This window comes from Elioraea sp. Yellowstone, assembly GCF_006704265.1.
Classification (GTDB): domain Bacteria; phylum Pseudomonadota; class Alphaproteobacteria; order Acetobacterales; family Acetobacteraceae; genus Elioraea.
The window spans coordinates 1-12,089 of sequence record NZ_VIKA01000018.1 but is presented as its reverse complement, the minus strand read 5'-3'; the positions used below and the strand labels follow the sequence as shown (position 1 = coordinate 12,089).

Below are 12,089 nucleotides of genomic sequence, written 5' to 3'. Positions count from 1 at the left end.
CCGCCCCCTGGCCCGGATGCGGCTCAGCGCCCCTGGAAGTTCGGCTTGCGCTTCTCCATGAAGGCGCGGCGGCCCTCCTTGTAGTCCTCGGAGGCGAAGCAGGCCGCAACCAGGCGGTCCACCTTCGCCATGTCGCGCGCCGCCGCGTCCTTCTGCGTCTCGTTCAGGATCTGCTTCGCCGCCGACACCGTCAGCGGCGCGTTCTCGCAGATCGTCGCGGCGTAGTTCGCCACATAGGCCTCGACCTCGGCCTTCGGCACGACCCGGTTGACGAGGCCCATCGCGCGCGCCTCCTCGGCGTCGAACAGCCGGGCGGTGAACAGGATCTCCTTGGCGAAGGCGGGGCCGACGATGTCGGCGAGCCGCTTCATCCCCGTGAAGCCGTAGCCGAGGCCGAGCTTGGCGGCGGGGATGGCGAAGCGACTGTCGTCGCCGCAGATGCGCAGGTCGCAGCACACGGCGAGCGCGGTGCCACCGCCCACGCAGTAGCCCTTGATCTGCGCGATGGTCGGCTTCGGCAGCTCGTAGAGCAGGTCGTAGACGCGCGCGGTCTGGGCATTGTAGCGCTCGACATCCTCCATCGAGTTGCGCTCGCTCTCGAACTTGGAGATGTCGGCGCCCGAGACGAAGGCCTTGTCGCCCGCTCCGGTCACGATCACCACGCGCACGGACGGGTCGTCGCGGAAGTCGGTCAGGATCGCCTCGGCGGCCTCCCACATCTCCATCGAGACGGCGTTGCGCCGCTCGGGGTTGTTGAAGGTCATGGTGCCGATGCCGCCCTCCTTGCGGGCGAGCATCTTGTCGGTCTTGAGCAGCAATCCGTCGGGCATCGTTCTGGTCCTTCAGACGATCTGGCGGGCACGGAAGTCGGCGATCTCGGCGGGGGTGTAGCCCGCCTCGGCCAGCACCTCGTCGGTGTGCTGGCCCGCCTCGGGCGGCGGCGCGGCAAGCGAGGAGGGCGTGCGCGAGAGCACGATCGGCTGCGCGACCAGCTCCATCCGGCCGCGCACCGGGCTGTCGACGGCGGCCGCCATCTTCAGGTGCTGCACCTGCGGATCGGCGAAGACCTGGTCGATCGAGTAGATCGGCCCGGTCGGCACACCGGCCTCGTTCAGGAGCTCCACCCACTCGGCCGAGGATCTCGTCCTCGTCAGCTCGGCGATCTCGGCATTCAGCGCGTCGCGGTTCTTCGACCGGTCCGCGGCGCGGGCGTAGCGCGGATCGGTGATCCAGTCCGCGCGGCCCATGGCGCGCGCGAAGCGTTCCCAGATCGGCCCGCCGGCGACCGCGATGTTGATGTGACCGTCGGCGGTCGGGAACACCCCGGTGGGGATCGAGGTCGGGTGGTTGTTGCCCGCCTGCTTCGGCACCTCGCGGTCCACCAGCCAGCGCGCGGCCTGGAAGTCGAGCATGAAGATCTGCGCCTGGAGCAGGCTGGTCTGCACCCACTGGCCTTCGCCCGACTTCTCGCGCTCGATCAGCGCGAGCAGGATGCCCTGGGCAGCGAAGATGCCGGCGCAGAGATCGGCCACCGGGATGCCGACGCGCACGGGGCCCTGGCCGGGCAGGCCGGTGATCGACATCAGCCCGCCCATGCCCTGGGCGATCTGGTCGAAGCCCGGGCGGTTCACGTACGGCCCGTCCTGGCCGAAGCCGGAGATCGAGGCGAGGATGATGCGCCTGTTGACGGCGCGCAGCGACTCGTAGTCGATGCCGAGGCGGGTCTTCACGTCGGGGCGGAAGTTCTCCACCACCACATCCGCCCGCGCGGCGAGCCGCTTGAAGATGGCCAGGCCCTCGGGCGCCTTGAGGTTGAGCGTCAGGCTGCGCTTGTTGCGGTGCAGGTTCTGGAAGTCGGGCCCGTGGCGCGGTCCGCCCAGTCCCTCGCCGCTCTCGAGCGCGGGCGGCATCTCGATCTTGATCACGTCCGCGCCCCAGTCGGCGAGCTGACGCACGCAGGTCGGGCCTGCGCGCACGCGACTGAGATCGAGCACGCGGAGCCCCGCGAGCGTGGACGAGGCGGCGGGAATGGGCATGCGGCGACGGTCCCCGACGGTTTCTGCGCTTTGCGATGTTCCGCTTAGCATTGCGACGCGATGATGTAAACTGTCGACAGTTTGAGTTTTCCCGCCCAGGCTGGCAGAGGACGCGCGCCATGCTCGACACGCCGCCGATCGACATCGTCCGGACCCAGTCGCTGACCTCGCTCGTGCAGCGCGAGGTGGAGCGGCTGATCCTGACCGGCGAGCTCGCGCCAGGCGAGCGGATCAACGAGCAGCACCTCGCCGCAAGGCTGCGCGTCAGCCGCGGGCCCGTGCGGGAGGCGCTGCGGGGGCTGGAGAAGGCGCGGCTGGTCGAGGCGAAGGTGAACCGCGGCGTCTATGTGCGCGAGCTCAGCGTCGAGCAGGCGCTCGAGATCTCCGAGATGCGCGGCCTCCTGACCGGCTATGCCTGCGCACGCCTGGCCGCATCCTCGACCGCCGAACAGCGCGCGCGGCTCGCGCAGCTGATCGAGACCATGGCGGCGGCGATCGCGGCCGGCGACGCGCCGGCCTATTACGAGCACAACCTCGCCTTCCACGACGCCCTGATGGACTACGCCGGCAATGCGCGCGCCAAGGAGATGTACGACGCGCTGGTGAAGGAGAGCCATCTGAGCCGGCGCAAATCACTGTTCAGCGCGCGCGCGATGGCCGAGAGCAACGCCGAGCACCGCGTGATCCTGGACGCGATCCGCAAGGGCGATGCGGCCGCCGCGCGCGAGGCGGGCGAACGGCACATCGTCGGCGGGCGGCGGCGCTTTCTCGACGCGATCGGGATGGCCGAGATGCGGCCGGGCTGATCAGGCGCGGCGGTTCGCGAGCCGCGCCGCCAGTTCGAGCGCCCGCCGCATCGCACCCGGATCGGCGATCCCCTTGCCGGCGATGTCGAAGGCGGTGCCGTGCGCCGGGGTGGTGAACACCACGTCAAGCCCGGCCGTCACCGTGACGCCCTGATGGAAGCCCAGGAGCTTGGTCGCGATCTGGCCCTGGTCGTGATACATCGACACCACGCCGTCGAAGCCACCGTCGCGCGCGCGGATGAAGATCACGTCCGCCGGGATCGGCCCCGTGCAGTCGATCCCCTTCGCGCGCAGGGCCTGCAGCGTCGGCGTGATCATCTCGATCTCCTCGCGGCCGAACAGGCCGTTCTCGCCGGCATGCGGGTTGAGCGCGGCGACGCCGATCCGAGGGCGGCGGCCGAGCAGGCGCGCGAGCGTGGCGTCGGCGAGCTCGACCGCAGCCGCGATGCGCTCGGGCGTGATCAGCGCAAGCGCCTCGCGCAGGGACACGTGCGAGGTGACGCGGAAGGTCGAGAAGGCGGGAATCACGTTCATCTCGCCGAAGAAGCCCCGGTGCCCGGTCAGCGCGGCGAACATCTGGTGCTCGTCGTGATAGGCGAAGCCGCCCTCGTGCAGCGCCTTCTTGTTCAAGGGCGCGAAGCAGATCGCATCCAGCCGGCCGGCCTTCGCCTCGGCGATCATGCGGGCGAGCGTCTCGCCGACGATCCGTCCGGAGTCCGGGCTCACCGCGCCACGGCCAAGCGCGGCGGGGTCGGCGGGAACGCACTCGATCAGCGGGATCGCCCCGTCCGCCTCGTCGAGCGCGTCGAGGCCGTTGCAGGGCCGCACCGCAAGCGTCCGTCCCGCCTCGCGCTCGCCGAGCGCGAGCACGCGCCGGTCGGCGAACAGCACCACCCGTGCGTCGGCGAGCGGGCCGATGGCGAGCGCCTTCACCGCCACCTCGGGGCCGATCCCGGTGGCATCGCCGAGCATCAGACCGATTCTCGCCGTCATCGAACCCTCCTGTCGGGGGGGCAGGGAAGCGGAGGAGCCGCTGCGGGTCAACAGCGGACAGTTGACAGCACCCCCGGACGCGTCATCCGCTGCACCACCCCGAGGAGACCGCCATGCCCCACGACCTGCCGCGCCCGGACCCCGCCGTGCCGCCGCCGCTCATCCCCTGGGGCAGGGAACTTCTGCCCGGCTTCGCGCGCCGACGCATCGTCGTGGGCGGGGTGGGCATCAATGTGGCGGTCGGCGGGTCGGGGCCGCCGCTCCTGCTCCTGCACGGCAACCCGCTGACGCTGGTCTCCTGGCACAAGATCGCGCCCTCGCTCGCCCAGGGCTTCACGGTCGTCGCGGCCGATCTGCGCGGCTACGGCGACAGCGACAAGCCGCCGGGCGGCGAGGATCATGCGGGCTACTCGTTCCGGGCGATGGCCGAGGACAACCGCGCGGTGATGCGCGAACTGGGCTTCGACCGGTTCGCGGTCGCCGGGCATGACCGCGGCGCGCGCGTCGGTTTCCGCATGGCGCTCGACCACGCGGATGTCGTGACGCGCTTCGCCGCGCTCGACATCGTGCCGACGCATCACGTGCTGACCAACATCTCGCTCGGCTGGGCGCTGGAGAGCTACCATTGGATGTTCATGGCGCAGAAGGCCCCCTTCCCCGAGAGGCTGCTCTGCGCCGACCTGCCCTACTACATCAGCTACAAGCTGAACAAGAAGGGCGTGGGGCTGGAGATCTTCTCGGCCGAGGCGATGGCGGAATACGTGCGCTGCACCACGCCGGAACAGATCCACGCCGTGTGCGAGGACTATCGCGCCACCGTGACGGTGGATTTCGCGATGGACTCGGACGATTTCGGCAGGAAGACGATCGCCTGTCCGGTTCTGGTGCTGTGGGGTTCGAACAGCCATTGCGGTCGGCACTTCAAGGTGCTGGACGCGTGGCGTCCATGGGCGCCGGATCTGCGGGGCTGGGCGATCCCCACCGGGCACTACCCCGCCGAGCACCGGCCCGATCTGGTGTACGATGCGTTCTGGCGCTTCTTCGCCGGCGCCGAGCCGGTGCCGTTCGCGGGCTGAGGCGCTACGGCAGGCCGCGCGCGATGCCGCCGTCCACGTTCACGGTCTGGCCGGTGACGTAGCTCGCGCGCGGGCTCGCGAGCCAGACCACCATCGCCGCCACCTCGTCCGGCGCGCCGAAGCGGCCGAGCGGGATCTCGTGCGCGAACTCGGCGATCACCGCATCGCGCGTCGTGCCGCGCTCGGCCGCGAGCCGGTCCGCGCGCTCGGTCCAGAGCCGTGTCAGCGTACGCCCCGGCGCCACCGCGTTCACCCGGATGCCCTCAGGCGCGAGTTCGGCCGCAAGCGTCTTCACCAGCGCCAGCAGCCCCGCCTTGTGCACGTTGGACACGATCTGGTTGGGATACGGCATGCGCGCCGACGCCGCGCCCAGGATCACCAGCGCCGGATCGCGCCCGGCACGCAATGACGGCAGCGCCGCACGCACCAGTCGCACGGCCGAGAGCACATTGAACGCATAATTGTCCTGCCAGTCGGCGTCGCTCAGCTCTTCGAAGCGCGCGCGGATTGACCCGCCGACGCAATCGACCAGGGCATCCAGCCCCCCGAGATCCGCCACCGCCGCAGCGACCAGACGCTCGGCCTCGCCGGGGAGCGTGATGTCGGCCGAGGCGGTGCCGGGACGGTGGCCGGCCGCGCGCGCGATCCTGTCGGCCGCGGCCGCGATTCCCTCGGCCGAGCGCGCGGCGATCACGAGCCGCGCCCCCTCGGCCGCCAGGAGCTCCGCCGTCGCAAGACCGATCCCGGCCGAGGCGCCCACCACCAGGACGCGGCGGCCGTCATATCGCAGATCCATGCACCCTCCTCGCCAGGAGCCCGTAGAGCCGGTACATCGGCAGGATCGTCACGGCAATGACGGCGATCCGCACGACCTGGAACGCGGTCACCACCGTGGCGTCGAGCCGCATGATCTTCGCGGTCAGCACCATCTCGGTGATGCCGGCCGGCGCGAGCGAGAGGAACGCGACCGTGGGGGGCAGCCCGGCGGCGGCCGACAGCACGGCCGCGCCGGCCGCCGCCGCGACGATCAGCAGGCCCGCGATCGCCGCGCCGGCCAAGGCGACGCGCGGCAGGCGCGCCAGGCTCTCGCGCTGGAACCGCGTCCCCAGCGCGATGCCGATCGCGAGCTGCGCCAGCACGAGTGCGATCCACGGCACCACGACCGGGAACGGGTCGAGCGCCGCGAACACCGCCGTGCCGATCATCGGCCCGACCAGCCAGGGATTGGGGAAGCCCAGCGGCTTCAGCGCGCGGGCGCAGAGCACGGCGAGCGCGAGCACCGGCAACAGCGCGAGCGGATGCGCACCCGCCGGCGCCGTGTCCTCGACCGTGCCACCGCTTCCGAAGGCCACCGCCAGCACCGGCACCACCAGCACGATCGCGGCCACGCGGATCGCATGCACGGTCGCCACCGCATCCGCATCGCCGCCGTGGCGGCGCGCGACGATCGCCATGTCGGCCATGCCGGCGGCGGCCGTCGCGAAGAACGCGGTGCGCGCATCGACGCGACCGAGCGGGCGCAGCAGGAACGCGGCGAGCGTGGTGGTGGCGATCACGCCGAGCGTCGCCAGCGCGATCGCCGGCGTCAGCGCGGTGACGCTCGCCAGCACGGCGGGGGTCATGCGCAGCCCGATCGCCACTCCGACCACCGCCTGGCCGAGCTCGCGCCCCATCGGCACGGGCACGAGCCGCCACCCCGCCAGGCTCGCCGCTGCGGTCGCGACCATCGGCCCGATCATCCAGGCGAGCGGCACCCCGAGCCTCCAGGCGATCGCGCCGCCGGCCACGCCGAGCGCGGCCGCCAGCGCGATCGGGGCGAGCCGTCCGGTCGGAGCGGATGCGGCCTGTGCCGGCGATCGGTGCTTGGAAGCGTCGCTCATGCGGGGGCGGTGGGCTGGCCAGGGGACAAGGGAGGGTTCGCTCACCCGGCAAAACTGTCAACCGTCGACAGACATGACGGGTCATCCGCGATCGGCTTGCGCTCCGCGCACGGCACTGGGGAGGCCGCAAACCGTTGACGGTTGACACTTTGACCCCGTAGAGAGAGCAGGCCAGCATGCAGCCAAGACGGCGGACCGCGCCGTGACCCAAGGGAGGATCCATCGATGAGGTCGGACAAGTTCACCCTCTCGCGTCGTGCCACGCTCGGCCTCGCCGCCGGCGCCGCCCTCGCCGCCCCCCTGCCGCTGCGCGCCCAGACCTACCCCGACCGGCCGGTGACGATCCTCGTGCCCTTCGCCACCGGCGGCTACAACGACCGCTACGCGCGCGCCTTCGCGCCGTTCCTCGCCAAGCAGCTCGGCCAGCCGGTGACCGTCATCAACCGGCCCGGCGGCGGAACGGTTCTGGGTAACACCTTCTACCTCCAGCAGCCCGACGACGGCTACATGATCATGATGCACTCGGCAGCACCCTATATCCCGCTGTCGATCCTGCTGCGCAACGCACCCTACAAGGCCGAGGACTTCTGGATGATCAACCTGCCCTCGCGCGATGCCACGCTCTGCGCGACGGCGACCACGAAACCGACCGCCTCGATCGACGCGGCGGTCGCGGCGCTGAAGGCCAACCCGGCCGCACTGACCGTCGGCGTGCAGCCCGCCTCGGCGGATCTCGTCAACCTTGCGCTCCTGGTGCAGGCGCACGGCATCGACCGGTCGAGGATGCGCATCGTCACCTATGACGGTGGCGGCCCGGCCCGCACTGCCACCATGGGCGGGCATGTCGATATCGGCCTCGTCGGCGCCGAGGGCTTCCTGCCGATCAAGGAGCGCATCCGTCCGCTGCTGATGTTCGACGAGGAGAAGTTCGAGGGCTTCGAGGAGACGAAGCTGATCACCGATCACGCCAAGCAGCACGGCTTCGAGCCCGAGTTCGTCGCCGGCTCGCAGCGCGGCTTCGTCGTGCTGCGCCGCTTCGTCGAGAAGATGCCCGAGCGGTACAGGATCCTCGAGGCGGCGATCGAGCGCGCGACCAAGGACCCGGACTGTGTCGCGACACTCAAGGGCCAGCAGCTCGCCACCACCTGGTACGGGCCGGAAGCGTCGAACCGGGCATATCTCGCCACCCACCGCACCATGGCGAAATACGCCGATCTCCTGAAGGCGAGCTGAGAACGGGGGCGCGCGTGACGGGGCAGGACGCGCCGGCACGGCGCATCGCCTGGGGCCATCTCGCCCTCGTCACCGCGCTCGCCGCCGGCGTTCTGGCCTATCTGATCGAGGCGCGCGCGGTCTCGCTCAGCCCGCACAACCTGCTCCTGCTCCAGCCGACCGCGATCCTGGTGCTGGCGCTCTGGGCGGTGATCGCCTGGGGCTGCGTCAGGCGGACGGCCGGCGCATCTCAGGACGGTCCGGAGGGTACTTGGCCGGAGCGGCTGAAGGTCGGCGCCATGGTCGGCGCCTTCGCGCTCTACATCGCCGGGCTGGAGACGATCGGCTACGACGTCGCCGCCTGGGCCTTCGTGTTGGCGGGGCTCGCGATCGGCGGCGAGCGGCGGCCGCTGATGCTCGTGCTGTTCCCGCCCGCCTTCGCCGCTGGCGTGATCCTCGCCTTCAAGGCGATGATCCCCTATCCGCTGACCACGGCGATCCTGTGAGCGCGGCATGATCGACCTGCCGGCGGCCGGCTCGGCCCTCAGCCTGCTGTCCAGTTCACTCGACGCCTGGATCTGGGTCGTCCCCGGCCTGCTGATCGGCCTGGTCTTCGGCGCGATCCCGGGCGTGTCGGTGTCGATGGCGATGGCGCTCGTCCTGCCCGCAACACTCTACATGGACTTCCTGCCGGCGATCATCTTCCTGACCTCGGTCTATACGGGCGCCGGATTCGGCGGGTCGGTACCCGCCGTGCTGATGGGGATCCCCGGCACCTCCTCGGCAGTCGCCACCACCTTCGACGGCTACCCGATGGCACGCCAGGGCCGGCACAACGAGGCGCTCGGGGCCGCCCTCTTCGCCTCCTGCATCGGCGTGCTGCTGAGCTACATGGTGCTGTTCGTGCTCGTGCAGCCGCTCGCCGAGATGGTCCTGAAGATGGGACCCTTCGAGATGGTCGCGGTCGGCATCTGGGGCATGGTGCTGCTCGGCTCGCTGGGCGGGACATCGGTCAGCCGCGGCCTGTTCGCCGCCGGGCTGGGCGTGCTGTTCGGCACCGTGGGAATGAACACCGCCGGCTACATGCGCGGCACGCTCGGCATCCCTTGGCTGCTCGACGGCATCCCGACCATCCCGGCGATGGTCGGACTGCTCGCGGCAAGCCAGCTTTTCGCGCTGGTGAACACGCGCTTCCTGGTCGAGGCGGAGGAGGACCGCAGGATCAGCCTCGCCCGCATCCTCGATGGCGGCCGGCTGGTGCTGCGCCATCCCGGCACGATGCTGCGCGGCGCCCTGATCGGCGCCCTGATCGGCGCCACCCCCGGTGTGGGCTCCTCGATCTCCAACCTGCTGTCCTATGCCGAGACGAAACGCACTGCGCCGGACGGGCACACCTTCGGCCAGGGCAACCCGAAGGGCGTGATCGCCTCGGAGAGCGCCAATTCGAGCTCCGAGGGCGGGGCGATGGCGACCATGCTGGCGCTCGGCATCCCGGGCGGCGGCGCGACCGCCATCCTGCTCGCCGCCTTCGCCATGCACAACGTCGTCGGCGGCCCGCGCTTCATCGACCAGAACCGCGACATCGTCTACGCGATCATCCTCTCCAACTTCGCCCAGGCGCTGCTGCTGACCGTGATCGGCACCGGCTTCGTGTTCGTCGCCAGCGCGATCGTGCGCGTGCAGCTGCGCATCCTCATCCCCTGCGTGCTGGTGGTCGCCACGATGGGCGCCTTCGCGATCGAGGGCTCGAGCGCGGGGCCGATCACGCTGCTTGCCTTCGCCGTGCTCGGCTGGCAGCTCTCGCGCTACGGCTACCCGGTCGCAGCGGTCGTGGTCGGGCTGCTGCTGGGGCGGCTGATCGAGACCGAGCTCCTCCGCGCCTACCAGATCGCCGGGGGCAACGCGCTCGAGATCCTGAACCACCCGGTGGCGCTGACGATCTTCGCGCTGATGCTCGCCTCCCTCGCGGTGTCGGTCTGGAACGAGCGGCGCGGGCGCCGCGCCGCGGACGCGATCACGGAGTGACCTGCGGCGGGTGCGGGCCGCGCACGCGGATCGAGCAAACTGCTTGCCGCGGGCCGCTCGGCACACGATCATGATGGAGGATCCAAGGGCCCCACCGCCGCCATGCAGGCGCTTCCGCATATGCCGACCGATACCGGGCCGCCCGTCTATGCCGCCCTCGACCTCGGCACCAACAACTGCCGCCTGCTGGTCGCGACCCCGCTCAGCCGCGGCTTCCGGGTGATCGACAGCTTCTCGCGCATGGTCCGGCTCGGCGAGGGGCTGGCCAGCACGGGACGGCTCTGCGAGGCCGCGATGGAACGCGCGCTCGACGCGCTTGCGGTCTGCGCCGACCGGCTCGCGCGCCGCCCGACCCGCCGTTTCCGTGCGGTCGCGACCGAGGCCTGCCGCAAGGCCTCGAACGGCGCGCGCTTCCTCGCCCGCGTGCGCGAGGCCACGGGGATCGATTTCGAGGTGATCGGACCGCGCGAGGAGGCGGAGCTTGCCGTGGAGTCCTGCGCCTCGCTGCTGGCGGGGCCCGAGCATCGCGCGCTGCTGTTCGACATCGGCGGCGGCTCGACCGAGCTCGCCTGGTTGCGTGCGCGCCGCCGCGGCGAGCCTCCCTCCGAGGTGATCGGCTACGCCTCGATCCCGATGGGGGTGGTGACGCTGGCCGAGCGCTGGGGCGAGCGCGCCTTCACCTGCGACGGCTTCGCGGCGATGGTCGAGGATGCGGTCGCCGCCTTCCGCCCCTTCGACGAGATCCACCGCATCGGCGACGAGATCGGCCGCGGCGGCGTGCGGCTGATCGGCACCTCCGGGACGGTCACCACCCTGGCCGGAGTGGCGCTCGGCCTGCCGCGCTACTCGCGGGCGCTGATCGACGGCCACACCCTGACCGGGGCCGAGGCGGACGACGCGCTGGCCGCGCTCTGCGCGCTCGGCCGGCCGGGCCTCGCACAGCATCCCTGCGTCGGCCCGGGTCGGGTGGAGTTCGTGCTGCCCGGCTGCGCGGTGTTCGCCGCCATCCGCCGGCTCTGGCCTGCGGCGCGGGTGACGGTGGCCGACCGGGGATTGCGCGAGGGGATGCTGATCCGCCTGATGCGTGCCGACCGGGGGCGCTGGAACGGCCGCGCCGATCGTCCGCGCCCGGCGCCGGCGGCCCGTCCGCCTGCGGCATGAAGGGCGGGCCCGGCCGCGGGCTCACGGTCAGGGTTCGCGGGGCACGGCGGAAGGACCCCTCGTCGGTCCGCTGGCTCGCCCGCCAGCTCAACGACCCCTATGTGCGCGCGGCCCAGGCGGCCGGGTATCGTTCGCGCGCGGCGTTCAAGTTGATCGAGCTCGACGACCGGTTCCGCCTGCTGCGGCGGGGCGCGCGGGTGCTCGATCTCGGCGCCGCGCCCGGTGGGTGGACGCAGGTGGCGGTGGAGCGCGCCGGGCCGGGCGTGGTGGCGGTGGATCTGCTGCCGATCGAGCCGATCGCGGGGGCGGCCGTGCTGCGCGGGGATCTCACCGATCCGGCGGTGGCCGAGGCGGCGGTCGCGGCCTTGGGCGGCAAGGCGGACGTGGTGCTGTCCGACATGGCGCCGAACACGACCGGCCATGCGGCGACCGACCATCTGCGCATCATGGCGCTCGCCGAGGTGGCGACGGATGTGGCGTTGCGGGTGCTGGCGCCGGGCGGGGCGTTCGTGTGCAAGGTGTTCCAGGGCGGGTCGGAGCGGACGATGCTGGCCGCGCTGAAGCGGCGCTTCGCGAGCGTGCGGCATGCGAAGCCGCCGGCGAGCCGCAAGGAGAGCGCTGAGACCTACGTGGTGGCGCAGGGGTTCAGGTAGGGCTGGGGGGACGACGGTCGCCCCCCCAAGACCCCCCTCCGCAGGGCGCGCCTCCCGTTGGTCGGCGCGCGTGGCCCCCGACCAACGGGAGGGGACCCTCCAGGGGGGCGCGGGGGGGGCGGGGGGCCCCCCCCCCGAGGTGGGGGGGGGGGGGGGGGCGGGAAAAAACCCCGCGGGGGGGGGGCGCCCAAGACGGCGGGGGATACCCCCCCCGAGTAGCGGCCCCGGGGGGACGGCCCCCCCCCCC

The 12,089-nt window shown here is 71.8% G+C and carries 12 protein-coding genes; 7 read left to right on the top strand and 5 right to left on the bottom strand.

Translation table 11 applies throughout. From position 1 onward, the window contains the following. Positions 1–23 precede the first annotated feature (23 nt). Together FK498_RS04770 and FK498_RS04765 are read right to left on the bottom strand one after the other, a co-directional pair. A complete protein-coding gene (locus FK498_RS04770) occupies positions 24–830 on the bottom strand; it encodes an enoyl-CoA hydratase (RefSeq protein WP_202614742.1) in 807 nt (268 codons plus the stop codon). 12 nt (positions 831–842) lie between these two features. Continuing rightward, positions 843–2,036, bottom strand: coding sequence for a CaiB/BaiF CoA-transferase family protein (locus FK498_RS04765; RefSeq protein WP_141852070.1), 1,194 nt, complete (start codon positions 2,034–2,036; stop codon positions 843–845). Positions 2,037–2,155: 119 nt separating this feature from the next. Here FK498_RS04765 and FK498_RS04760 point away from each other — a divergent pair, with 119 nt between their 5' ends. Further along, the gene (locus FK498_RS04760) at positions 2,156–2,842 is read left to right on the top strand and encodes an FCD domain-containing protein (RefSeq protein WP_141852068.1); all 687 of its coding nucleotides are present in this window, start codon (positions 2,156–2,158) and stop codon (positions 2,840–2,842) included. Here the strand turns inward: FK498_RS04760 and FK498_RS04755 are convergent, their stop codons facing one another. After that, entirely contained in the window at positions 2,843–3,835 is a 993-nt protein-coding gene (locus FK498_RS04755) for a PdxA family protein (RefSeq protein ID WP_141852066.1), read from the bottom strand. 113 nt (positions 3,836–3,948) lie between these two features. Between FK498_RS04755 and FK498_RS04750 the strand changes: the two genes are divergently transcribed. After that, positions 3,949–4,911: an alpha/beta fold hydrolase gene (locus FK498_RS04750; protein WP_141852064.1), complete on the top strand. Its 963-nt coding sequence runs from the start codon at positions 3,949–3,951 to the stop codon at positions 4,909–4,911. A gap of 4 nt (positions 4,912–4,915) precedes the next feature. Here FK498_RS04750 and FK498_RS04745 read toward each other — a convergent pair whose 3' ends face one another. Both FK498_RS04745 and FK498_RS04740 read right to left on the bottom strand, forming a co-directional pair. Beyond that, entirely contained in the window at positions 4,916–5,707 is a 792-nt protein-coding gene (locus tag FK498_RS04745) for an SDR family NAD(P)-dependent oxidoreductase (RefSeq protein ID WP_141852062.1), read from the bottom strand. Next, on the bottom strand, positions 5,691–6,791 hold the full coding sequence (locus FK498_RS04740; RefSeq protein ID WP_141852060.1) for an AbrB family transcriptional regulator: 1,101 nt from the start codon (positions 6,789–6,791) through the stop codon (positions 5,691–5,693). The genes FK498_RS04745 and FK498_RS04740 overlap by 17 nt, the downstream gene beginning before the upstream one ends. Positions 6,792–7,016: 225 nt before the next feature. On the opposite strand from FK498_RS04740, the gene FK498_RS04735 reads away from it, so the two are divergent. The 5 genes from FK498_RS04735 (at position 7,017) to FK498_RS04715 (ending at position 11,842) form a co-directional block, all read left to right on the top strand. After that, positions 7,017–8,024 carry a tripartite tricarboxylate transporter substrate binding protein gene (locus FK498_RS04735; protein ID WP_141852058.1) on the top strand — a complete coding sequence of 336 codons (1,008 nt, stop codon included), beginning with the start codon at positions 7,017–7,019 and terminating at the stop codon, positions 8,022–8,024. Positions 8,025–8,038: 14 nt separating this feature from the next. Continuing rightward, the gene (locus FK498_RS04730) at positions 8,039–8,509 is read left to right on the top strand and encodes a tripartite tricarboxylate transporter TctB family protein (protein ID WP_161988314.1); all 471 of its coding nucleotides are present in this window, start codon (positions 8,039–8,041) and stop codon (positions 8,507–8,509) included. Between the two features lie 7 nt (positions 8,510–8,516). Then, complete coding sequence (locus FK498_RS04725; RefSeq protein ID WP_141852054.1) at positions 8,517–10,028, top strand: tripartite tricarboxylate transporter permease; 1,512 nt, start codon at positions 8,517–8,519, stop codon at positions 10,026–10,028. Positions 10,029–10,148: 120 nt separating this feature from the next. Then, positions 10,149–11,189: a Ppx/GppA phosphatase family protein gene (locus FK498_RS04720; protein ID WP_237560832.1), complete on the top strand. Its 1,041-nt coding sequence runs from the start codon at positions 10,149–10,151 to the stop codon at positions 11,187–11,189. Then, on the top strand, positions 11,186–11,842 hold the full coding sequence (locus FK498_RS04715) for an RlmE family RNA methyltransferase (protein WP_141852051.1): 657 nt from the start codon (positions 11,186–11,188) through the stop codon (positions 11,840–11,842). Before FK498_RS04720 ends, FK498_RS04715 begins: the two co-directional genes overlap by 4 nt. Positions 11,843–12,089: the final 247 nt, after the last annotated feature.